General features: G+C 70.0%; 22 protein-coding genes. 14 read left to right on the top strand and 8 right to left on the bottom strand.

Translation table 11 applies throughout. From position 1 onward, the window contains the following. Positions 1-66: 66 nt before the first annotated feature. The 4 genes from VC184_RS10595 to VC184_RS10580 are packed head-to-tail and all read right to left on the bottom strand — an operon-like array spanning position 67 to position 4,710. The gene (locus tag VC184_RS10595; protein ID WP_112617183.1) at positions 67-1,383 is read right to left on the bottom strand and encodes an ABC transporter permease; all 1,317 of its coding nucleotides are present in this window, start codon (positions 1,381-1,383) and stop codon (positions 67-69) included. Beyond that, complete coding sequence (locus tag VC184_RS10590) at positions 1,383-2,135, bottom strand: ABC transporter ATP-binding protein (RefSeq protein WP_112617182.1); 753 nt, start codon at positions 2,133-2,135, stop codon at positions 1,383-1,385. Before VC184_RS10590 ends, VC184_RS10595 begins: the two co-directional genes overlap by 1 nt. Continuing rightward, complete coding sequence (locus VC184_RS10585; protein WP_323986099.1) at positions 2,132-3,745, bottom strand: efflux RND transporter periplasmic adaptor subunit; 1,614 nt, start codon at positions 3,743-3,745, stop codon at positions 2,132-2,134. The genes VC184_RS10590 and VC184_RS10585 overlap by 4 nt, the downstream gene beginning before the upstream one ends. Next, positions 3,742-4,710 carry a hypothetical protein gene (locus VC184_RS10580; protein ID WP_323986098.1) on the bottom strand — a complete coding sequence of 323 codons (969 nt, stop codon included), beginning with the start codon at positions 4,708-4,710 and terminating at the stop codon, positions 3,742-3,744. The genes VC184_RS10585 and VC184_RS10580 overlap by 4 nt, the downstream gene beginning before the upstream one ends. 115 nt (positions 4,711-4,825) lie before the next feature. Here VC184_RS10580 and VC184_RS10575 point away from each other — a divergent pair, with 115 nt between their 5' ends. From VC184_RS10575 to VC184_RS10560, 4 genes are all read left to right on the top strand, one after another. Then, positions 4,826-6,178 (top strand): D-alanyl-D-alanine carboxypeptidase family protein, encoded by a 1,353-nt coding sequence (locus VC184_RS10575; protein WP_323986097.1) that lies wholly within the window; start codon positions 4,826-4,828, stop codon positions 6,176-6,178. Positions 6,179-6,400: 222 nt separating this feature from the next. Beyond that, the gene (locus VC184_RS10570; protein WP_274178716.1) at positions 6,401-6,952 is read left to right on the top strand and encodes a CGNR zinc finger domain-containing protein; all 552 of its coding nucleotides are present in this window, start codon (positions 6,401-6,403) and stop codon (positions 6,950-6,952) included. Positions 6,953-6,997: 45 nt separating this feature from the next. Further along, positions 6,998-7,867 (top strand): WcbI family polysaccharide biosynthesis putative acetyltransferase, encoded by an 870-nt coding sequence (locus VC184_RS10565; protein WP_323986095.1) that lies wholly within the window; start codon positions 6,998-7,000, stop codon positions 7,865-7,867. Between the two features lie 172 nt (positions 7,868-8,039). Further along, complete coding sequence (locus VC184_RS10560) at positions 8,040-8,333, top strand: hypothetical protein (protein WP_269267639.1); 294 nt, start codon at positions 8,040-8,042, stop codon at positions 8,331-8,333. A gap of 75 nt (positions 8,334-8,408) precedes the next feature. Here VC184_RS10560 and VC184_RS10555 read toward each other — a convergent pair whose 3' ends face one another. Then, entirely contained in the window at positions 8,409-9,083 is a 675-nt protein-coding gene (locus VC184_RS10555) for a TetR family transcriptional regulator (RefSeq protein WP_112617175.1), read from the bottom strand. A gap of 53 nt (positions 9,084-9,136) precedes the next feature. Between VC184_RS10555 and VC184_RS10550 the strand changes: the two genes are divergently transcribed. Continuing rightward, positions 9,137-10,612 carry a DHA2 family efflux MFS transporter permease subunit gene (locus tag VC184_RS10550; RefSeq protein ID WP_407667099.1) on the top strand — a complete coding sequence of 492 codons (1,476 nt, stop codon included), beginning with the start codon at positions 9,137-9,139 and terminating at the stop codon, positions 10,610-10,612. A gap of 78 nt (positions 10,613-10,690) precedes the next feature. On the opposite strand, the gene tkt is transcribed toward VC184_RS10550, so the two are convergent. Beyond that, positions 10,691-12,766, bottom strand: coding sequence for a transketolase (tkt, locus tag VC184_RS10545; RefSeq protein ID WP_323986093.1), 2,076 nt, complete (start codon positions 12,764-12,766; stop codon positions 10,691-10,693). 121 nt (positions 12,767-12,887) lie between these two features. Between tkt and VC184_RS10540 the strand changes: the two genes are divergently transcribed. From VC184_RS10540 to VC184_RS10520, 5 genes are read left to right on the top strand one after another with little or no spacing between them, the layout of a single operon-like run. Beyond that, entirely contained in the window at positions 12,888-13,634 is a 747-nt protein-coding gene (locus tag VC184_RS10540) for a GntR family transcriptional regulator (protein ID WP_112617172.1), read from the top strand. A 14-nt stretch (positions 13,635-13,648) separates the two neighbouring features. Beyond that, positions 13,649-14,101 (top strand): PTS sugar transporter subunit IIA, encoded by a 453-nt coding sequence (locus tag VC184_RS10535; RefSeq protein WP_323986091.1) that lies wholly within the window; start codon positions 13,649-13,651, stop codon positions 14,099-14,101. Further along, the gene (locus VC184_RS10530) at positions 14,098-14,379 is read left to right on the top strand and encodes a PTS sugar transporter subunit IIB (protein WP_023954969.1); all 282 of its coding nucleotides are present in this window, start codon (positions 14,098-14,100) and stop codon (positions 14,377-14,379) included. The genes VC184_RS10535 and VC184_RS10530 overlap by 4 nt, the downstream gene beginning before the upstream one ends. Positions 14,380-14,429: 50 nt before the next feature. Next, entirely contained in the window at positions 14,430-15,842 is a 1,413-nt protein-coding gene (locus VC184_RS10525) for a PTS ascorbate transporter subunit IIC (RefSeq protein WP_282501252.1), read from the top strand. Between the two features lie 59 nt (positions 15,843-15,901). Continuing rightward, the gene (locus VC184_RS10520; RefSeq protein WP_274178709.1) at positions 15,902-16,534 is read left to right on the top strand and encodes an HAD-IA family hydrolase; all 633 of its coding nucleotides are present in this window, start codon (positions 15,902-15,904) and stop codon (positions 16,532-16,534) included. 77 nt (positions 16,535-16,611) lie between these two features. Here the strand turns inward: VC184_RS10520 and VC184_RS10515 are convergent, their stop codons facing one another. Both VC184_RS10515 and VC184_RS10510 read right to left on the bottom strand, forming a co-directional pair. Continuing rightward, on the bottom strand, positions 16,612-17,631 hold the full coding sequence (locus VC184_RS10515) for an NADP-dependent oxidoreductase (RefSeq protein ID WP_274178708.1): 1,020 nt from the start codon (positions 17,629-17,631) through the stop codon (positions 16,612-16,614). Positions 17,632-17,716: 85 nt separating this feature from the next. Continuing rightward, on the bottom strand, positions 17,717-18,106 hold the full coding sequence (locus VC184_RS10510; RefSeq protein ID WP_323987759.1) for a DUF1304 domain-containing protein: 390 nt from the start codon (positions 18,104-18,106) through the stop codon (positions 17,717-17,719). Positions 18,107-18,200: 94 nt separating this feature from the next. Between VC184_RS10510 and VC184_RS10505 the strand changes: the two genes are divergently transcribed. The 4 genes from VC184_RS10505 (at position 18,201) to VC184_RS10490 (ending at position 22,339) form a co-directional block, all read left to right on the top strand. Further along, on the top strand, positions 18,201-18,791 hold the full coding sequence (locus tag VC184_RS10505; RefSeq protein WP_274178707.1) for a TetR/AcrR family transcriptional regulator: 591 nt from the start codon (positions 18,201-18,203) through the stop codon (positions 18,789-18,791). A 109-nt stretch (positions 18,792-18,900) separates the two neighbouring features. Continuing rightward, positions 18,901-19,800, top strand: coding sequence for an SDR family oxidoreductase (locus VC184_RS10500; RefSeq protein ID WP_274178706.1), 900 nt, complete (start codon positions 18,901-18,903; stop codon positions 19,798-19,800). Further along, positions 19,797-20,795, top strand: a complete 999-nt coding sequence (locus VC184_RS10495; RefSeq protein ID WP_274178705.1) for a gluconate 2-dehydrogenase subunit 3 family protein — start codon at positions 19,797-19,799, stop codon at positions 20,793-20,795. The genes VC184_RS10500 and VC184_RS10495 overlap by 4 nt, the downstream gene beginning before the upstream one ends. After that, positions 20,792-22,339, top strand: a complete 1,548-nt coding sequence (locus VC184_RS10490; protein WP_323986089.1) for a GMC family oxidoreductase — start codon at positions 20,792-20,794, stop codon at positions 22,337-22,339. Before VC184_RS10495 ends, VC184_RS10490 begins: the two co-directional genes overlap by 4 nt. The last annotated feature ends 71 nt before the right edge of the window (positions 22,340-22,410 follow it).

The raw sequence follows: 22,410 nt of genomic DNA, 5'->3' as shown, positions 1-22,410 counted from the left end.
AGACCTGCGCGATCTCGAGCGAAGAGGACTGGCGCTCGGGCCCGGTCCGCGCTATGGGGCGACGGTTCAGGCGTTGCCGCGCAGGGCGACGACGGGTTCGATGCGAGAGGCTCGTCGAGCCGGGATGCCGCCGGCGGCGAGGCCGATGATCGCTCCGAGGACCGTTCCGCCGAGTGCTACCCACGGGTCGAGCACCGGCGACCACTGCTGCACGATCGAGACCCCCAGCACGGCGAACACGCCGAGCGCCGACCCGATGAGGCCACCGAGCAATCCGATGACGATGGACTCGACGACGAACTGGCCGGCGATCTGTCTGCCGGTGGATCCCAGCGCGCGGCGCAGCCCGATCTCGCCGGTGCGTTCGAGCACCGAGAGGGTCGTGACGTTCGCGATCCCCAGCCCTCCCGCCAGCAGCACGATGACGCCGAGGATGAGGAAGACCACATTCACGTCTCCCTGCACGTCGCGGGCGAGGTCGGAACGCCCCTGCGGCGCGCTGACCTCGAGCGTGTCGACCGCGTCGGGGGCGAGGGCCAGCGGTGCCTGCTCGCGCAATTGCGGTCCTGTGCCGACCACGATGCGCGCGATCGCGTCGCCGGGGGAGGCGAGCTGGAAGTCCTGCCGGGCAGCGCCCGTGGGGATCACCACGGCATCGACGACCTCGGCGCGGCGGTCGAGTTCGTCGAAGATGCCGACGATGGCGTAGGCCACCCCTCCGATGAACACCGACGGCTGCGTGTCGACGCGGTTGATCGCGAGCCGCTCGGCGGCCCGCGACCCCAGCATCGCGACGCGGTCGCCGCGTGCGTCGTGCCCCTCGTCGAACGATCGGCCGGTGACGATGCGCCCACCGAGAGTGTCGAGGATCTCGCCCGAGGCCGCGAAGAGCGCCGGCGGAGCGGGCGCCGCGATCGAGGGATCGTTGATGGGGACGGTGGTGATCGTGTTCTCGCGCAGCGTGACGGGCGCCAGCACGGCGGCGGACTCGACGCCGGCGAGGTGCTCGAGGCGCAGGGGGGCGTCCCACGGCAGCGAGGCGGTCGCGACCCGCTGTCCGCCCCGCGCCTGCGCTTCGGTCGGGGCGATGCTCAGATGGGTGGCTGCGGCCGCGTCGAACTGTCGGGCGATCTGCCCGGCTGCGGTCTGCGCGAAGCCGACGGTCGCGACGAGCGCGCCGATGCCCAGCACGGTTCCCATGACGGTCATCACGAGGCGTCCCGGGCGTGAGCCGATGTCGGTCGTCGCCTCGAGCACGAGGTCACCGAATCCGAAGCGATCGGCGCGCGCCACCTGGCGTGCCTCAGCGACCGCAGTCGTCGTCTCGACGTCGGTGCGGCGGCGAGAGACGCGCCCGCGGAGCTTCTTCCAGAACGCCGGCATCAGCTCAGCTCGCTCATGCGGCCGTCGGCGATGCGGATGCGCCGTGCCGCGCGGTCGGCCACGCCTTGGTCGTGGGTGATGACGACGAAGGTCAGCCCACCCGCGTTCAGCTCCTCGAACAACGCCATGATGTCCGCCGTCGTGGACTGGTCCAGATTGCCGGTCGGCTCGTCGGCGAGGATGACCCGCGGCTGCGTGACGACGGCACGCGCCACCGCCACCCGCTGGCGCTCGCCGCCCGAGAGGAGACCGGGCCGGAAGTCGACGCGGTGGCCGAGGCCGACGCGCTCGAGCGCGGCCCGTGCGCGGTCGGCGCGCTCGGCCCGCGGTGTGCCGCTGTAGAGCATCGGCAGCATGACGTTCTCGAGCACGGTCCGCCGCGGCATCAGGTGGAAGGCCTGGAACACGAACCCGAGCCGACGTGCTCGCACCGCGGCGCGCTCGTCCTCGGTGTATCCGCCGGTGAGCTCGCCCGCGAGGCGGTACTCACCCACCGTCGGGCGGTCGAGGAGGCCGAGGATGTTGAGCATCGTCGACTTGCCTGACCCGCTCGGCCCGACGATCGACACGTACTCACCGTCGGAGACGGTCAGATTGATGCCTTTGAGCGCCTGCACCTCGGGCGGTCCGGGGAACGATCGAGTGACGTCGCGCAGTTCGATCACCGGCGGAATTTCATCCGATCGGATGACGTCCTCGCCCGCGTCAGGCGCGGCGGAACGGTCGGAGGTGGCGACGATCGTGTCTGTCATCGCCCGACCACGACGAGATCGTCCTCCGCCAGTTCGCCCTCGGTGGCGCGCACCTCGACGGCGCCGCCGGCCGACAGTCCGGTCTCCACGACGACGAGCCGGGTACGGGCGTCTGGGTCACGCGGGTCGCCCTCGACGACCTCGACGCGGGTCTCGCCGCCCGGCCCCGCCGTCAGCGCCGCCGCGGGAACGCTCAGCACGTCGCCGGCGGTCGCGCCGACGGCGATCGTCACGCGCACGTTCGTGCCCTGGAGCTGCGAGATCTGCTCGGGGGTCAGCTCCGCCGGCTCGAGGCTGACCTTCCACCGGCTTTCGCCACCGGTGCCCGGTTCCACCGCGGTCACGGTCGCGGCGTGCTCAGCCCCATCGGGCAGCGCGAAGGTGGCGGCCGAGCCGACTGTGAGCAGCTTCGCGTCGGCCTCGGCCGCCGAGCCGTTCAGCGCCACGGTCGCTCCGGAGACGGTCATTGCCGCGCCGGAGAGGATGCTGCCGCGCTCGGCCGTGACCGCGTCGACGCGGCGGGGCAGCTCGGTCAGATAGAGCACTTCGCCGGCCGGCAGAGCGGGCAGCGCTTGCTGGCGGGCTCGGGCGAGGTCGTCCTGCGCCTGCGAGAGCTGGCTCGCGGCGGCGTCGACGGCGGCGCGCTCGCTGCTCGTGTCGGGGGCGGCGTTCGCCTGCTCTCGCGCGAGTTCCGCGGTAGCCACCTGGTTCTGGGCGGCGACGATCTCGTCCCAGGAGGCGCCGTTATCCCGCGCACCCTGCAGGACCGCGCGGGCGTTCGCGACCTCGAGGTCGGCGCGAGCGATGGCGTCGCCGTCTCGCCCGGCCGAGGCCAGCTGAGCGCGCGCGGCGGACAGAGCTTGCTCGGCCGATCGGACGCTCTCCTGCGCCGCGCGCACCGCGCTGTCACCGTCTTCTTCCGACTCGGGGCCGGTGTAGCCGACAGCGGCGTACAGCGCGGTGACCGCGTTCGCCGCCTGCTCGTCGAAGACGTTGTCGGCGGGATCTCCCGCGTCGATGCCGACGGAGCGCATGGCCTCCTTGAACTGCACGACATCGGGGCCGGAAACGCCGAACCGGAGTGTGCGGTACGCAGGCAGCTCGCCGGGCAGCGTGATGACGGGACGCCCCGCCACCTCGAGCGCGACCGAAAGTTGCGTCAGCTCGGCTCCCAGAGCCGGAACCTGCCCGGTGACGACGGCCGGACCCGAGATCGCGGACGTGTCGATCTTCACCTCGACGGGGTCGGCGAAGCCCACCTCACCGCGGATGGTGACGTCATTGCTCAATGGGCCGAACTCCACCGGAACGGTCACGAGACCCGGTGCGGGGGCGTCGTCCGCCGCCGCCGAGGCGGGCGCCATGACGAACCGGCCGACGAGCAGCCCGCCGACCAGCGCGACCACGGCGACTGCTGCGGAGATCCAGAGCACGCGGTTGCGTGAGACGACCGACCGCCAGACGGCGAGTCGCCCACCTCCCGCGGCCGGCGTGGATACCGCGGCATCCGTGCTGTCGGCGGCGTCGGGCGCTTCCGCGGGGTCGCCGATGAGTTCATCGAACGAGTCGTCAGCCTCCGAGACGGCGTCGTTCACGCGCTCACCACTCACGGACGAGCCTGCTCAGCAGCCGCCTTCATCGCCTCGAGCTCCGTCTTGTGATCGGCGATGAACTGCTCCTCGGCGTCGAACTGCGCCTTGTCGTACTTCGCGCGGTAGTCGGTCTCCTTGCGGCAGTCGAGATCCGCGAGCGCGAGTTCGACCTCGCGCTCGTAGATGTCGTCCATCGTCGCCTGGTCGGGCCCGGCTTCCGTCATGGTCTCGTACATCTTGTTGAGCTCGTCGAAGATCGAGTTCTGGGCGTCCGCCTGCGTAGCGAATCCGGGGTATCCCGCGGCATCCATGCACGCGGACCATTCGCGGTCGAGGTCGACGATGGCGGGGAGCGACGCGGAGTTCTCGTAGAACTTCGTGATGGCGTCCATCACGTCGGCGAATTCGTCGGACTGCAGTGGGTCGTCGCCGCTGATCTCGTGAGAGGCCCAGCCGTTGCAGCCGGCTGTCTCCCAGTTGTATTCGTACGACCCGTCCTCCGACATCTCCTCTTCGCTCGGGGTCGGCCCGTACAACGCCTCGTAATACGCGGCCTGTTCCGACTCGGAGAGCGCCATGACGTAGTCCGAGTTGGGGTCGGGGGTCATCTGCTCGGGCTCAGGCTGCTCGTCCGCCTCGGGGTACTTCACAGCGCCGTAACCCCACTGGGCCACGAAGTCGCGATCCTCGGGCTTCCATTCGGTGCCCGAGCTGAACGACATGCTGCTGGGGGCGGGGATGTACTCGAAGCCCTCGTCCTGCATGCATTGCGCGACGAGTTCTTCGCGCTGCTTGTTCTCCTTCTCGAACTTCGCCTGCTGCTCTTCCTCGCTCATGTCGCTGCCGTAGAAGGCGGAGAAATACCCGGAGAGCGGCGATTCCTCAGCCGCGTCGGCGGAACCGTCGGCGGCCGTGCAACCGGCCAGAACGAAGACGAGACCGATCGCGGCCGGTGCGGCCCATCGAAGCGTTTTGCGGTGCACGTGCAACCCCCTTGTTTCAAGATCGCCTCAACACTATGGGGTCGCTGAGAGTCGCGAATCATCCATGAGGATGACGTTTGAGTGAAGATGGGCGATACAGACGGAGGGAACCGCGATGACGCGACGCGACTCGGAAAGCGACGACCTCGGCGAATTCGGCGAGTTCTTCTCGGCAGCCGCTGGGGTGCCCGCGGCGTCCCCGGAAGAAGCGTCGGCATCGCGCCGCCGTCGGCGCCGCACCGGCTGGATCGCCGCAGCCGTCACGGCCGCGATCGTGCTCGGTGCGCCCGGGGGATACGCCGCCTGGGCGTTGACGGCCCCGCTCAAGCCGGCTGCGGGCGAGGTCTCGATTCCCCGAGCGCCCGCCCCGCCGGCTGCCGTCGACCTCGGTCTTACCGCTGATGGCGCAGCCGCCCTCTCGGTCGCGGGCGCCGAGCCGTATCTCGGCCCGGAGGCAGCGGGGGTCTGGATGGTCCAGGGCGGTGACGATCCTCGCCCGATCGCCAGCATCACCAAACTCGTCACAGCGCTCGTGGTCCTCGACGCCTACCCGATCACCGACGGCGACCGGGGGCCGACGCTCACCTTCGACCGCGACGATCACGCGCTCTACGACGCGTACTTCGTCCGTGACGCGACGATCGCTCCGATGCCGATCGGCAGCTCGCTCTCGCTGCGCGACGCCCTTTCGACCATGCTCATCCCGTCGGCGAGCAACTACGCCGAGGCGATCGCCGTGTGGGCGTTCGGCTCGGTGTCGGGCTTCCGCGCAGCTGCCGATCGGTGGCTCACGGCGAACGGCCTGGAGCGGACGAGCATCGTCGAGCCGTCTGGCCTGGATCCCCGGAACACCAGCTCCCCGAGCGACCTGATCGCACTCGGTCGCATCGCCGCGGCAGATCCGACGGTGGCGGCGATCGCCGCGACGCCGTCTCTGACCCTGCCGGGGCCGGGGGCCATGGCGAACACCAACCGGTTGCTCGGACAGAGCGGGATCACGGGACTCAAGACCGGCACGCTCGAGGAAAGCGGTGCGAGTCTGCTCTACACGGCGACTGTCGACGTCGGTCTTCCCGAGCCGCTGAGCGTCGTGGGGGTGGCGCTCGGCGGCTCATCGCAACGCGGCGTGGGCGCCAGTGTGCTCGGCATCCTGCAACGTGTCTCCGACGGGTTCCACGTCACCTCTGTCGCGCAGCCCCGTCAGCAGATCGGCACGTACACGACCGCGTGGGGCAGCTCGGCCCGGGTCGTGCTGGGGGAGGGGGCCTCGTTGCGCACGTGGTCCGACACGCCCATCGTCGTCGATGGAGACGTGCGCGAGCCCCGCCTCTGGACCGACGGCGAGGTACTCGGCGAGATCACCTGGTCGGCCGGCCCGGAGTCGGTCACCGTGCCCGTCGTGCTCGACGGCGAGATCGAGCCTCCCTCCGAGTGGTGGCGTCTCACTCATCCGGGTGAAATCGGCTGATCGATTTCCGCGGTCTCCGCGACCGGCGGGAGGGATGGTGTCGGTTGCAGGTCGACCCGTCGTATGCCGCATCCCGCGCATCGGACGTAACGGACGATTCCCTCCGACGTCGGGTGCGCGGACTCGGTCGTCCAGCCGTGCTCGTGAATGCGCGTGTGAAGCGGTGCGGCGGACGATGCGGGGGAGGAGGGTGACATGATTCGATCGTGATGTAATGCCGTTATGCAGCTCAACCCTTACGGCGAGTACGCGGTCCTGCTCGCCGCCTCGCTGGCCAACGACTGGCCGAGCGATCGAGATGGGATCGTCGCGCGCACATACGAGTTCGGGATGACCGCGATCTACGCCCCGGCGGCCCCGTCCGACCTCGATGCGACCCATGCGGTCATCGACTCGTGGCTCGAGGTCGTCGATGCCAAGTCGGCATCGCAGCGCGCCACGCTGCTCAACCGGCTCATGGCCGCAGCGACGGCGTACCCCCGGCTGACCGACCACGACGGCGAGTGGCACCTCCACTACCGCGACGACGACCAGCGTCTGCCGCAGGTTCTCCGCGCGGTCATCGCGGTCGGAACAGCCCTGCACGTGACGACGCGGGGGATGGAGCGCCTGTCGCGGTGCGCCGCGGGCCGTGTTCCCGGCGACCCGTGCCGCAACGTCGTGGTCGACGTGACCCGTAACGGTCGGCAGCGCTTCTGCTCGGTTCGCTGCGCCAATCGCGACGGCGTGCGTCGTCACCGGGCGCGCTCGGCGGTAGCGCATCGGGCGGGCTGACCGCAAACACCGGCGCCCGTCGACGCGGATGGTCACAGTGGAGGGATGCACCACGCCCCTTCCCCGTTCCGGGGTGTCGAGCCACCGGAGGGCTTCGGGCTCGTCGTCGGCAACTGCCAGGCCGAATCGATGCGTATCGTCCTCGACGCCCCCGACCGTCCGACGGTTCGCGTGCCTCCCGTCCACGAGATGGATGCCGCCGACGTCGAGCGCCTGCACGAGCTGCTTCCCCGGGCTTCCTTCCTCGTCGCTCAGCCTGTTCGTGACGACTACCACGGTCTACGCCTCGGAACCCGCCAGCTGGCGGCATCCCTCGCGCCGTCCGCCCGCCTTGTGACCTTCCCGGTCGTCCGCTACGCGGGCCTGCATCCGTTCCAGGCGGCGCTGCACGTGGACGGGATCGAAGAGGTGCCGCCGATCGTGGCGTACCACGACATCCGCACCCTCGCCGCGGCGGCCGGGCTCCCTGCGCTTCCGCTGCTCGACCGCCGGGCCGTGCACCAGGTTGAGGGCGACTCCCTCGCCGAGCTGCGTCGCCGGGAGGAGGCGATCGACGTCGCTGCGTCAGACCTGCTGCGGCCTACCTCCGCCGAGGTCATGCGCACGATCAACCATCCGGGCAACGGCGTCTGGATGCCCCTGGCGGAGCGCGTGCTGTCGGCGCTCGGCCTGCCCGGCGGCCCGACCGACCCGGGGAGGCCCCTGCTGAACGCCGTGCGGGCCCCGCTCGAGGACTGGGTGGTCGATGCCTGGGGGCTGCCCGATGCACCGCGTCGCTCGTGGATCGTCGACGGGGTCGAGGTCGATCCGGCACTCGTCGCCGAAGCTCACACCGAGTGGTACCGGGCGCACCCCGACTTCGTCGCCGCGGCGATCGTCAGGCTCCGCGAGCTGGCCGGGCGGTGGAGCGGTTGACCCCGTCCGGCCCCCGCTCATCGGGGGCGTGCTAGCGTTGAAACGTCCCTTCGGGGCTCGTGTGTCGTTCGCCTGGCTCACTGTCGAGCAGATCGTCCGACGCGATCACTGGTTCATCCAGCTCCCTTCTTCTTCCGCGCATCATGCTGTGCGCGCTCATTCTCAGGACATCGTGCTTTCAACTCTTTCTTCTTCCGCGCCCGCGCTCGTCTGGCGACAGGCGGACGCCGACTTCTTCGTCGCGACCCTCGACGGCCAGTACGCCGGATTCGTGACCACCGGTTCAGCACCGGCGACCTTCGACGCCGAGAGCGGCCACGGCGCCGACCTCGGCACCCACGCCTCGCCCGACGCGGCTGCTGCAGCCGTTGCCGAAGCGGCCCGGCCGGCGTCTGCGCGCCGCAATGCGCGCTCGCCGCGACGACGCACCCGCGGCCCGGCGTCGCCTCAGCGCGTACGCGCCTGAGCTCCGACTCCACCCTGCGAGGTCCCACGTGGGCCGGGTTTCCCGCCGGTTTTTCCGGCCGAAGTGGGACCTCGGTCAGCCGTGGTGCGGGGGATCGGCCTCGAGGTCGCGAGCGACCGTCGCGACGCCTCGGCGCATCTCGAGGTAGATCTGGCGGACGCTCGCGCGCTCGTTGAGCTCGGCACGCCGGACCCACTCGTCGATCGTGAGCCGGAGGACGAGGGCCATCGTCGAGACGGCCGCGCGAGCCGCGAGCACATCGGCGTCGGCGCCCGCCGCATCGACGGCGGCGTCGGTGAGCTGCTCGACCTCTTCGGCCTCATTGCGCAGCGCGACGGCCAGCAGCGACGGCTCCGAGCCGACGAGACGGCGGATGCGCAGCGCGCGGATGTGCTCGTCGGGATGCGCGTCGAAGCGGTCGAGGAGCTTCAGCCAGCTGCGTTCGATCCCTTCGACGACGGACGCTCCCGCGCGCACGGCGTCGATGGCGTCGCCCACGACGCGCGCCGAGTCGTCGGCGCTGGCGAACACCGCTGCCTCCTTCGTCGCGAAGTAGCGGAAGAAGGTGCGCTGCGACGTGCCGGCGCGGCGTGCGATGTCGTCCACCGTCGTGCCATGCACGCCGTGCTGCTCGAAAAGGTCGAGCGCGGCATCCGACAGCTCGCGCTGGGTCTCCTGGCGTCGGCGTTCGCGCAGACCCGCGGGATGCTCCTCGATGATCGGGGCATCGTTCTCGCCGTCGCGGTGCATGGCATAAGTGTCGCACAGCGCCAACGTGGCAGAGACTGCCATATAATCAGTCAGTGACACTTGAGCAGCAGCATCCCGATACCTCAGCCATTCCGACATCTTCTGCCTCCCGCGCGACATCCGTGCGCACCGGCCCCGTCATCGCACTGCTCGTCGCCTCGGCGTTCGTGGTCATCCTCAACGAGACGATCATGGGTGTCGCGCTTCCGCGGCTCATGGTCGACCTGGAGATCACCGCCGCGACCGCGCAGTGGCTCACCACCGGATTCCTTCTGACGATGGCCGTCGTCATCCCGCTGACGGGGTACGTGCTCGCACGCTTCCCGATTCGCGGCGTCTTCTTCACCGCGATGTCGCTGTTCGCCGCGGGCACGCTGATCGCGGCGCTCGCGCCGGGCTTCGGGATGCTGCTCACCGGTCGCGTCGTGCAGGCCTCCGGCACCGCCATCATGATGCCGCTGCTCATGACCACCGTCCTGAATGTGGTCGAACCCGCTCGTCGTGGGCGGATGATGGGCGTCATCAGCATCGTCATCGCTGTCGCCCCGGCGATCGGACCGACCGTCTCGGGTCTGATCCTGTCGGTGCTCGACTGGCGCTGGATGTTCTGGCTCGTCCTCCCGATCGCGCTGCTTGCGCTCGGCCTCGGCGCGATCTGGGTGCAGAACGTCACCGAGACACGCGAGGCGCGCTTCGATGTCGGATCCGTCGTGCTCTCCGCTCTCGGCTTCGGCGGGCTGATCTTCGGGTTGAGCTCGATCGGGGAGTCGGCGACCGGCCACGCACCGGTCCCGGTGTGGATACCCCTCGTCGTGGGTGCCCTGTCACTCGCCGCCTTCGTCGTGCGTCAGCTGAAGCTGCAGCGCACCGATGCGGCCTTGCTCGACCTGCGGACCTTCCAGTCGCGGTCGTTCAGCCTCGCCGTCGTGCTGGTCGTGGTCGTGATGTCGGCGCTGTTCGGATCGCTCATCCTGCTGCCGCTCTACCTGCAGCAGGTGCTCGGTCTCGACACCCTGACCGTGGGCCTGATGCTGCTGCCCGGCGGCGTGCTCATGGGGCTCATCGCTCCCGTGGTCGGCGCGCTGTTCGACCGGTTCGGCCCGACCCCGCTGGTCATCCCGGGCATGATCGTCGCGGCATCCGCACTCTGGGGCATGACGACGTTCGGAGTCGGAACCCCGATCGCCTGGATCATCGCTGTTCACATGGGCCTCAACCTCGGCCTGGGGTGTGTGTTCACGCCGCTGCTCACCTCAGCGCTGGGCTCGCTGCCGGTGCGGCTGTACTCCCACGGCAGTGCGACGGTGAGCACACTGCAGCAGGTCGCCGGCGCAGCCGGAACCGCTCTGTTCGTGACCCTGATGTCGGTCGGTGCCGCATCGGCTGTCGCTGACGGCGTCGATGCGATCTCCGCGACCGCCACGGGCGTCCACACGGCGTTCGTCACCGGCGCATGCATCGCCTCGGCGGCGGTGGTGCTGACGTTCTTCGTCCGCCGCCCGGCCCCCGCCGCGACGCCGGGGCGCTGACGGTCGCCGAACCGACGCGAAAGGCGGTGACGCGCGAAGCGTCACCGCCTTCTTCGTCGGGTCGAGGGATGAGGTCGATCAGCTCCGTGCGGTGACGGAGCGGAGGGCCTCGAGAACGCGCTCCTCCGTCATGCCGCGCTCGCGCAGAGCGTCTGCCGCGGGAGCGGAGAGGCCGAACTCGTCGATGCCGACCACGGCGCCCGTCGAGCCCACGATCTCGTGCCAGCCGAACGGCGACGCCGCCTCGACCGCGACTCGCGCGTGGAGCGACGGCGGCAGGACCGCGTCGCGGTACGCCGCGTCCTGACTCAGGAACCACTCACGGCTCGGCATCGACACGACCCGGACCGCGAGCCCGGATGCTGCGGCCGTCTCGGCGGCCGAGAGAGCGAGGGCGACCTCGCTCCCGGTCGCGATGATGACGGCGTCCGCATCCGCGGCGTCGCGCACGACGTAGCCGCCGCGGCGGACCCCGGCGTGCACGTCATCGATCGGGATGTCGAGCACCGGCACGCCCTGCCGGCCCAGCACGAGCCCGGCGGGGGAGTCCGCCTCGACGATCGCATGCCATGCCGCCACGGTCTCGTTCGCGTCGGCTGGGCGGACGACGGAGAAACCGGGCATCGCGCGCAGGCTCGCCAGGTGCTCGATCGGCTGGTGGGTGGGACCGTCCTGACCCAGCGCGACCGAATCGTGTGACCACAGGTACGTCACCGGAAGTCCCATGAGCGCCGACAAGCGGATCGCGGGGCGCTGGTAGTCGCTGAACACCAGGAATGTGCCGGCGAAGACGCGCCAACCGCCGGCGAGGGCGATGCCGTTCATCGCGGCACCCATCGCGTGCTCGCGGACGCCCCAGTGGATGTTGCGGCCCGCTCGCGTTCCCAGGCCCGTCTCCTCGGGCAGGAACGATCCGCCCGCGTGGATCTCGGTGCGGTTGGGCTCGGCGAGATCGGCCGATCCGCCCCACATCGCGGGCAGCGCCTGCGCGAGGGCCTGGATGGCGGCACCGGAGGCGTCGCGCGTCGACATCTCCGTGCCGGGGTCGAAGCGGGGGAGTCGCGCGCCGAGATCATCGGGCAGACGGCGTGCCCGGAACGTGGCGTGCGCGTCGGCTCGAGCGACATCCGATGCCTGCCACCGTGCGAACGCCTCGTCCCATTGCGCGTGCAGACGCGCACCGCGCGCTCGAGCGACGCGCGAACGGCGCAGGACCGCCTCGCTCACGTCGAAGGGCGCAGCCTGCGTGCCGAGCGCGTCGCGCAGCAGTTCGATCTCGGCGGCCCCCAGCGGAGCGCCGTGGGATGCCGCGGTGTTGAGGGCTCCGGGCGAGGGGTACGCGATCTGCGACTTCAGGATGACCAGGCGCGGCTTGCCGATGGGGTTCGGTGCGCCCAGGACGCGGTCGAGCTCGTCGACGTCGACGTCGCCGCTTGCGGCCAGCTCGATCCGTTCGACGTGCCACCCCTGGGCGCGGAAGCGGGCGCCCACGTCCTCCGACGACGTCAGACGCGTGTCGCCCTCGATCTGGATGTCGTTGTCGTCGTACACCACGGTGAGGTTGTCGAGTCCATGACGGCCCGCGAGGGCCCCGGCTTCGTACGAGATGCCCTCCTGCAGGTCGCCATCGGAGGCGAGGACCCACACGTGCCGGTCGAAGGGCGATGCGCCCCGCGGGGCGTCGGGGTCGAAGGTCGCCCGCTCGTGCAGCATCCCCATGGCCATGCCGACGGCGGTGGCGAGGCCCTGTCCGAGCGGCCCGGTCGTCGTCTCGACCCCGGCGGTGTGTCCGAGTTCGGGGTGGCCGGGAGTGCGCGAGCCGAGCGTGCGGAAGGCGCGGAGGTCATCGATCGTGACGTCGTACCCGGTGAGGAAGAGCTGCGTGTACAGCAGGATGCTCGCGTGCCCGCACGACAGCACGAAGCGGTCACGACCCTGCCACTGCGGGTCGGCGGGGTCGTGCTCGATGTGCCGCTGGAAGAGCGCGGTCGCGATCGGCGCGAGGGCGATCGCGGTGCCCGGGTGTCCGGAGCGAGCGGCCTCCACGGCATCCGCAGCGAGCAGGCGGGCGGCGACGACGACGTCGTGCTCGGTGGCTTCGGTGGTGTCCGGGATGGTGGCCGGTGCGGCGGGCGTCGAGATCAAGTTCTCCATAGTCATCATGATGTCATAACGACTCTGCGACGCAATCTTGCAGGCAAGCCGGGTTTCGGGCATGATCGACCTCGGATTAGTCATGACGTCATGATGACGCGAGTCAGCAAGGAGGCGACCAATGGTGACAGCAGCCGGAACCGCGAAGTACCGGACCGTCCACGACGAACTCCTGCGACGCATCCGCGAGATGGCCGTCGGCGACCGGCTGCCGTCCGAGCCCGAGCTGTGCGAGGAGTTCGAGGTGAGCCGCATCACCCTGCGCAAGGCCGTCGACGGGCTCGTGCAGGACGGATGGCTCGCTCGCGAGCACGGCCGCGGCACGTTCGTCACCGAGCCGGTTGCGGGCGATCACTACCCGGAGCACTTCGCCGACGTCGTCACCGGGTTCCACCGTCAGCAGACGAGCGCGGGCAACGTCGTCACGACCCGCGTGCTCCGTCAGGAGCTCGTGCCCGCCGGTGCGCAGGTGGCCCGCCTCCTCGAACTCGAGGAGGGGGAGGGCGTGGTCGAGCTCGTCCGTCTGCGCTACGTCAACGGCCAGCTCCACCAGCACGTGTTCACGTGGGTTCCGCACGCCCGGTATCCCGGGGTGTACACCGGTGACTTCTCGGACCAGTCGCTGTACGCCTTCCTGCAGGAGCAGTACGGAGTCAGCCTCGTCCGCAACGACATGACGGTGCGCGTCGACGAGGCAGCGCCGGACGTGGCGCTGAACCTCGGGGTGAGCGCCGGCCTGCGGCTGCTCACCATCGATTCCCTCGTGTTCGACGCCGACGGCACGCCGGTCGCCTTCGGCACGGCACGCCACGCTCCGGAGAACAGCGAGATCTCCCTCACGCTCCACGGCCCTCGGCCCGGCGTCTGACCGGAAGGACCCCCATGCTCATCGAACAGCTCAGCGACGACCGCATCCAGTTCGCGACCGACCTCGACGGATGGCGCGCGGCCATCGAGACGGTCAGCCGACCGCTTCTCGGCGACGGCTCCATCACGCGGTCGTACATCGACGCGATGATCGAGTCGATCGCCGCCGGCGGCACCTACATCGATCTCGGGTTCGGCATCGCGCTGGCCCACACCCGCCCCGAGAAGGGTGTCGTGCGCACGGGGCTTTCCGCGCTCTGGGTAGACCCCGCCGTCCTGCTCAACGACGAAGAGGCCCACCCCATCACCCTCTTCTTCTGCCTGGCGGCGACCGACACCGAGTCGCATCTCTCGACGATGTCGGAGCTCGCCCGACTGCTCAGCGACGACCGCGCCCGTGCGGTTCTGCTCTCCGCCCGAACCACCGCCGACGTCCGCGCGGCCCTCATGACAGGAGTCACCCAATGACCAAGTTCCTCGCCGTCTGCAGCTCCGGCCTCGGCAGCAGCTTCATGGTGCACATGAACATCGAGAAGGTGCTGAAGGAGCTGGGAGTCTCCGGCATCACCGTCGATCACGCCGACCTCGGCTCGGTCGCCCGGGGCGACGCCGACACCATCTTCGTCGGCCGCGACATCGCGGAGGCCGCGAGCGGCCTCGGCGACGACGTCGTCGCTCTCGACAGCATCATCGACCTCGCGGAGCTCCGGACGAAGGTCGACGAGGCCGTCAAGCGGCACTCCTGACCTGACCCTCCCTCCACCCGACGCTTTCACCGACGAAAGGAGCATCCGCGATGGATGCTGTCATCGATGTCCTGCTCGACATCTTCACTCAGCCGGCGGTCATCGTCGCGCTCATCGCCCTGATCGGTCTCGCTGTGCAGGGGAAGTCGTTCAGCGACGTCCTCAAGGGCACGATCCGCACCCTGGTCGGCTTCCTCGTGCTGGCCGCCGGCGCCGGCGTCGTGGTCGGCTCGCTCGATCCGTTCGGCGCGATGTTCCAGCACGCGTTCAACGTGCAGGGCGTCGTCCCCAACAACGAGGCGATCGTCGCGCAGGTGCTGCTCGACTACGGCTCCGCCGCCGCGCTCATCTTCTTCTTCGGCATGATCGTCAACATCGTGCTGGCGGCGACCACGCGCTTCAAGTACATCTACCTGTCGGGTCACGTCGCGTTCTACATCGCGGCCATGTTCGCCGTCATCCTCGGTGTCGCCGGCTTCGAGCCGTGGGCTGTCGTGCTCTGGGGCTCGATCGCGCAGGGCATCTACATGGTGGTCTCGCCTGCTCTCGTCCAGCCGTTCATGCGCCGCGTGACCGGCAGCGACGACGTCGCCCTCGGGCACACCGGCGGCGCCGGCGTCGCCCTCAGCGGTCTCGTCGCCCTGATCACTCGGGGCAAGGGCCGCTCGAAGTCGACCGAGGAGATCTCATTCCCCAGCGGGCTCGGCTTCCTCCGCGACACGACCGTGATCGTCGCGCTCTCGATGGCCGTGATCTACATCATCGTCGGACTGTTCGCGGGAGCCGCGTACATCGAGGGGGAGCTGTCGAACGGACAGAACTTCATCGTCTTCCTCGCTCTGCAGGCCGCGACGTTCTCCGCCGGCGTCTTCATCATCCTCGCCGGCGTGCGCGTCGTGCTCGCCGAGATCGTGCCCGCCTTCAAGGGCATCTCCGAGAAGCTCGTGAAGAACGCCAAGCCCGCGCTCGACGTGCCGATCGTCTTCCCCTTCGCCCCGAATGCGGTGCTCATCGGGTTCCTCGCGAGCTTCGTCGGCGGCATCGTCGGCATGCTCGGGATGGCCGCGCTCGGCACAGCGATCATCATCCCCGGCGTCGTGGCGCACTTCATGACGGGTGCCGCCTCGGGCGTCATCGGCAACGCCGTCGGCGGCCGCCGGGGCGCCGTCCTCGGAGCCTTCGCCAACGGTGTGGCGATCACCTTCCTGCCGCTGTTCCTGCTGCCGGTCCTCGGTGACATCGGGTTCTCGAACTCGACCTTCTCCGACTCGGACTACGGCGTCTTCGGCCTGATCCTCGGCGGAGTCTCCGGTGCCGGCGGCCAGATCGCCGTCATCGTCGCGCTCGCCGTCGCCCTCGTCGCGCTCTACGGCACGACCTTCGCCCTGCGCGGTCGCGACCGGCGCAAGGTGGCGGAAGCCGAGGCCGACGCGAGCCCGGCCCCCGCAGCCACGTCCCGCTGAACCGAACCGATGCCCGCCGGGGTCCGCCCCGGCGGGCATCGTCCTCCCTGGAGCATCCTGTGACCACCATCACCCCGCGCGCCGTGCTGTTCGACTGCGACGGCGTGCTCGTCGACTCCCTCGAGGCCGCCGCCATCGCATGGGACGCCTGGGCGAGGCGGTACGCCCCGGGCTTCGACTTCCGCACGCAGATCGAGCACGGGGTGCGCGCCGCCGACACCGTCGCGACGCTCGTGGCGGCAGGGCTGCGCGACGAGGCCGTCGCCGCTCTCGAGGAGGCGGAGGTCGCATCCGCCGCACTGACGGCGCCGATCGCCGGCTCGGTCGCCCTCACCTCACGTATCCCGTCGGGGTCGTGGGCCGTCGTGACCTCGGCCACGCGCGAGCTGGCGCACCGGCGACTCGCGGCCGCGGGGCATCCCGTCCCGTCCGCGCTCGTGTCGGCGGAGGACGTCGGTCACGGCAAGCCCGACCCTGAGCCCTACCTCGCCGGCGCCGCCCTGCTCGGCGTCGACATCGCGCGATGCGTCGTGTTCGAGGATGCCGAGGCCGGCGTGCGTTCGGCTCGCGCCGCCGGAGCGGGATGGGTCGTCGGCGTGGGGGACCACCTGGGTTCCGCCGTCGTCGACGCTCGGATCGATGACCTCCGCTCCGCCGACTGGCGAGACGGCAGCCTGCACCTGCCGGGGTGATGACCTCCCCCGTCGCCGAGCCGACGCGAAAGGCGGTGACGCGCGGAGCGTCACCGCCTTTTCCGTCGGCTCAGGGCTTACCGCGCGGAGGTCCGCACGAGCATCTTGCCGGTGTTGGCCCCGCGCATCATCGCCAGGAAGGCGTCGACGGTGTTCTCGATGCCGTCGACGATGGTCTCGTCGTAGGCGATCTTCCCCTCGGCGAACCAGGCGGTCATCTTCTCGGTGAACTCCGGCGCGAGGTGCAGGTAGGCGGCGAGCGTGAAGCCGGTCGCGGTGAGACCACGGGTGATCATGTTGGCCATGTTGTCGGGCCCCGGCGTCTTCTCGGTGGTGTTGTACCCGGTGATCGCGCCGCAGAGCGCCATACGACCGCCGGTGTTCATGACGTCGAGCGCGGCCTCTAGGTGGTCGCCGCCCACGTTGTCGAAGAACACGTCGACGCCGTCGGGGGCGTGCGCGGCGAGCTGCTCGCGGACGGGCGCGTCCTTATAGTTGAAGGCTGCGTCGTAGCCGTACTTCTCGGTGAGCAGCGCGACCTTCTCCGCAGAGCCGGCCGAGCCGATGACCCGGCCCGCTCCGAGCAGCTTGGCGATCTGACCGACGGCGGTGCCGACGGCTCCGGCTGCACCCGAGACGAAAACAGTGTCGCCCGGCTTCATGTGCGCGATGGCGGTGAGGCCGACGTAGGCGGTCAGGCCCGTCATCCCGAGGATGTGCAGGCGCACCGACAGCGGAAGGCCCGGCACCTCGGGGACGGCACGGAACGTCGAGGCGTCGGCCTGGACGACATCCGACCACCCGTGCTGGTGCAGCACGACCGTGCCCACGGGCAGATCGTCCGAGGCGCTCGCCACGACGCGGCCGATCGCGCCCCCGGCGATCACGTCGCCGAGGGCGTACGGCGGGACGTAGCTGCGGACATCGTTCATGCGCCCGCGCATGTACGGGTCGACGGAGACGAACTCGTTCGCCACGCGCACCTCGCCCGGAGCGGGCTCGCTCAGCTCGACGCGCCCGATCGAGAAGTCGTCGGGCGTCGGCCAGCCCTGAGGGCGGCGAGCCAGACGGATCTGTGTGCTGGTTCCGTGGGTCATGTTTCTCCTTCGTGAGGGGTCGGTGACGGATGCCGCGGGCTCGGTCGGAGTCGCGGACGAGAGGGCGGCGCGGATGGGCGCCGGGTCAGATCGCGAGGCCGAGCGCGAGTGCGATGACGCCGAGAGCGGGGATCACGCCCTGCTTCAGGGCGGCGGAGGCCTTGGAGCGGTCGGAGAGGATGAGCACGAGGCTGGCCGCGACCATGGAACCTGCTCCGGTGAAGACGAGGGCCGCGCCGACCGGGACGTTCCCGGCGATGACGAATGCGATGCCGATGAACACCGTGATCGCGAGGAAGAGGTTGTAGAAGCCCTGGTTGAAGGCGAGGGCCTTCTGCGTCTCGGCCTGCGCGACCGTTCCGGTGCCGAACGTCTTGCGGGCCCGCTCGCTCGTCCAGACGATGGACTCGAGGTAGAAGATGAAAACGTGGATGAGCGCTGCGAGGCCCGCGAGCGCAAGACCGACGATGATCATGAGCTGTTCCCTTCCGGCGGTGGACACCGCAGTTTCTGTATCGCTTGGTTCAATATATACTGAACTGACCGATACACAAAAGGGGGCGCGGCGCATGGGCCGAACGCAGAGCTACGACCGCGACGACGTCGTTCGCGCGGCGCGGAGCGTCTTCTGGGAGCAGGGCTACGAAGGCGCGCCGTTGCCCGAGCTCGAGCGCGTCACCGGCCTGAACCGATCGAGCATCTATCACGCATTCGGCTCCAAGCGCGGCCTTTTCGACGCCGCGGTCGAGAGCTACCTCGACGAGATCATCCGGCCCCGACTGTCGCCTCTGACCGTCGATGAGGTCGCCCCGGGCGCCCTGGAGGAGTACCTCCTCGGCCTGCGAACCGCCCTCAAGCAGCCCGCTTCGCTTCCGGCGTCGAGCGGGTGCCTGCTCGTGAACACGGCAGCGGCGCCCATCGGGCGCGACGAAGCCGTCGCGCACGTGATCGCCGGGTACCGATCCGAATTGCGCTCAGCCTTCGGTCGCGGTGTCGCCGCCCGCCGCTCCGACCTCGACGGTGCTCAGGTCGCGACCCTGGCGGACGCGTGCACGGGGTTGGTCGTGTCGGCCTTCGCCCTCGCGCGCGTGGATGCCGCCGGTGCGGCGGACGCTGTCGGCACGGCGATCGCGCTCGTCACAGGGTCGCCGCAGTCCTGACAGCGGCGGGCGGGTCCGCAGGGCGTCGGCCGGTGATCCGCTTTACGCCCCTCCCTTGACTTTTGGCAAGCGTTCGCGCCGAGTTTCGGCCGAGACCTACGGTGAGCCCGTGGAGCACAGCGATCAGTACACCTTCGACAACCCGGTGACCCGATACGACCGGGTCGAGCCGCCCGTCCAGCACCAGCCCGAGCCGGGCATCCAGGCCAACATGCAGCCGGTTCCCGACCTCGGCGAGCAGACGTACCGCGGTTCGGGGCGCCTGTTCGGTCGCAAGGCCCTGATCACCGGCGGAGACTCCGGCATCGGCGGCGCCACCGCGATCGCCTTCGCCCGGGAGGGGGCCGACGTCGTGATCGTCCACCTGCCCGCCGAGCAGCGCGACGCCGACCGCATCCTCGGCCTCATCGCCGACGCCGGCGTGCGCGGGCATGCCATCGCCGCTGACATCTCGACGGCCGAGGCGTGCCGTGCGCTCGTCGCGGAGGCCGCCGACTTCCTCGGGGGCATCGACATCCTGGTCAACAATGCGGGAAAGCAGGTCGCGGTCGAACGGCTCGAAGATTTGACCGACGAGCAGTTCGCCGCGACCTTCCACACGAACGTCTTCGCGAACTTCTGGATCACGAAGGCGGCTCTGCCCCACCTCCCGGCGGGCGCCTCGATCATCAACACCGCCTCGCTGGAGGCGTACAAGCCGGCACCCGACCGGGTCGACTATGCCGCGACGAAGGCCGCGATCAACAATCTCTCGAAGGGGCTTGCACAGCAGCTCGCGCCCCGCGGCATCCGGGTCAACGTCGTCGCGCCCGGTCCGACGTGGTCGGCGCTCCAAGTGAGCGACGGCGTCTCGGACGACCAGATGCAGGCCTTCGACGACGAGAGCACCTACCAGCGCGCCGGCCAGCCCGCCGAGATCGCTCCCGCCTTCGTCTTCCTCGCCTCTGCCGAGTCGAGCTACGTCTCCGGCGAGACCCTCAACGTCAACGGGGGCATGGTCACCCCGTGAGCGACACCCCCTTCGCGGTCGTCTCGCTTCGCGGGGACGTACCGCAGCTCGACGACGCATCGGACGATTCCGTCGGGGCGTTCCGGCAGATCACGGTCGACCCGGCGCTCGGCGCCGACGCTCTGATCGAGGCCATCGCCGCTGCCGAGATCACCACGCCGTGGATCCTCGTGGCCGGCCACGACGATCACGGGCTCGCGGAGGATCTCGTCGAGCGGATTCTCGACGGCGCGCTCGGCGTCTTCGGTCTCGCCGGGCTCGTGGTCGAGGGGGCGGTGATCCCCGACGGCATCCGCGAGCACGAGGTGCCCGCGACCCTCGTGACGGAGGACGTCGCGGCGTCGGTGCGCGACCTCGCGGCCGACATCGCCGCGTGGGGGCCGCGCGTTCCCGAGGCGTGGGCGCAGGTCATCGCGTCGTCACGGACGGATGCCGCCGTGCGCGCCACCCTCGCCCGACGTGCGCTCGTCGACGATCCGGCCTACCGTCCGACGGCCCTCACTCCCGCGCAGCTGGCGCTCCTGCGCGACGTTGCGCGCCGCATCATCCCGCAGGGCGCAGGAGCGACGATCGATCTCGCTGCCCGCCTCGACCGCATGATCGAAGCGGGGGAGAGCGACGGCTGGCGTCCCACCGGCATGTCGACCGATGTCGAGGCATACCGGGCAGGACTCGATGCACTGGCCGCCATCTGGATGCGCGGACCTGCCGCCCAGGATGCCGTCATCCGTCAGGTGATCGATGGCGAAGCCCCCTCCGGCACGGTCCTCACCCCCGATCAGCTGAGCCTGTGGTTCGAGGACGCCCGCAACGACCTCGCCCGCGTCTGGCTGTCGCACCCGGCGTCGCTCGCACGTGTCGGCTACACCGGCTTCGCGACCGGCGGAACCGGGCCGGAGCCCGCCGGCTACCTCGTGCTGGCCGCGGGCGAGCGCGAGGAATGGGAACCCGAAGAGCTCGGACGCCTCGGCGCCGCGAAAGGACGCACCGCATGAACCTCTCCGGAATGCGCCGATACGACCTCGACGAGGTCGTGGATGTCGTCGTCGTCGGGACCGGAGCCGGCGGCGGGCCGTTGCTCAGCAGGCTCGCCGAGCGCGGACTGCGGGTCGTCGCGCTGGAGGCCGGACCGAACCTCGAGATGGACGAGTTCACCCCCGATGAGCGCGAGGCGACGCGCATCAACTGGATGTCCGACCGGTTCAGCGGCGGCGACACCCCCACAGCCTTCGGCCCGAACAACAGCGGCTGGGGCGTCGGCGGTGGGACGCTGCACTGGGGTGCGTTCACCCCGCGCCCGGACCGCCGCGACCTCTCGTTGCACAGCGAGACGGGGCAGGGCCACGACTGGCCGGTGGACTACGACGAACTCATCCGGTACATCGTCGAGGTCGAGCGGGTCATCGGCGTCAGCGGTCCGACTCCCTACCCGTGGGATCCGCAGCGCGAATACCTCGACGGTCCGACCCGCCGTAACGCGCCGGCCGATCTCGTGCTGCAGGGCTGCGAGCGTCTGGGGATCACCGCGACGGACGCTCCGGCCGCCATCATCACCAGCGATCGCGACCAGCCGCACTACGGCCTGCGTAAAGCGAGCATCGACGTCGGCGGCATCCATCAGGGCGACCGATTCGGGTACAAGGCGACGACAGCCATCACCTATCTGCCCGTCGCGGTCGCTCGCGGAGCGAAGATCCGGCCGGACTCGATGGTGCACCGCATCGAGCAGGATGCCGCGGGCCGCGTGACGGGCGTCGTCTACCTGCACGAGGGCGTCGAGTACCGGCAGCGCTGCGCTGCTCTGGTTCTCGCGGGCGGGGGCATCGAGACGCCGCGGCTCCTGCTGAACACCGGGATCGCGAACTCGAGCGGACAAGTGGGGCGGAACTTCCTCGCCCATGGCGCCGTGCAGGTGTGGGGCCGGTTCGACGAGAGCGTCCGGGGCTACCGCGGCTATCCGTCTGCGGCGATCACGGAGGACTTCGTGCGGCCCGAGGGCGTCGATTTCGCGGGCGGCTACCTCATTCAGAGTCTCGGTGTCATGCCGCTGACGTACGCGACATCGCTCGTGCGGGGCGGTTCGCTCTGGGGACAGGACCTCATGGACGCCCTCGACGCCTGGCAGTTCTCCGCGGGCATCGGGATCAACGGCGAGTGCCTCCCGTCCGACGACAACCGGCTGATCCTCTCGGACGAGACCGACGAGTGGGGCATCCCGCGCGCGGAGATCAGCTTCTCGCCCGGGCCGAACGAGAAAGCGATCGACGACCACGCCGTGGGAATCATGACGCGGATCCTTGACGCTGCGGGCGCACGCGAGACGCGCGTCCTCGCGCGGACGGCCCACACGATGGGCACGTGTCGCATGAGCAGCGATCCCGGTGACGGCGTCGTCGATCCGGAGGGTCGGTCTCACGACATCCCCAACATGTGGATCTGCGACAACTCGACGTTCCCGAGCGCGCTGTCGGCGAATCCGGGACTGACGCAGATGGCGCTGTCACTGCGCACGGCGGATCGGCTGCTCGCCTCGGCCTGATCGGCGGGAAGACGGGGAAGGGCGGATGCCGCGTGCTGCGGCATCCCCCTTCCCTCGTCCGTGCCGTGTTC

Source organism: Microbacterium plantarum (assembly GCF_035231185.1).
Classification (GTDB): domain Bacteria; phylum Actinomycetota; class Actinomycetes; order Actinomycetales; family Microbacteriaceae; genus Microbacterium; species Microbacterium plantarum.
The sequence above is the reverse complement of the archived record's forward strand: the minus strand, read 5'-3'. Positions and strand labels throughout refer to the sequence as shown.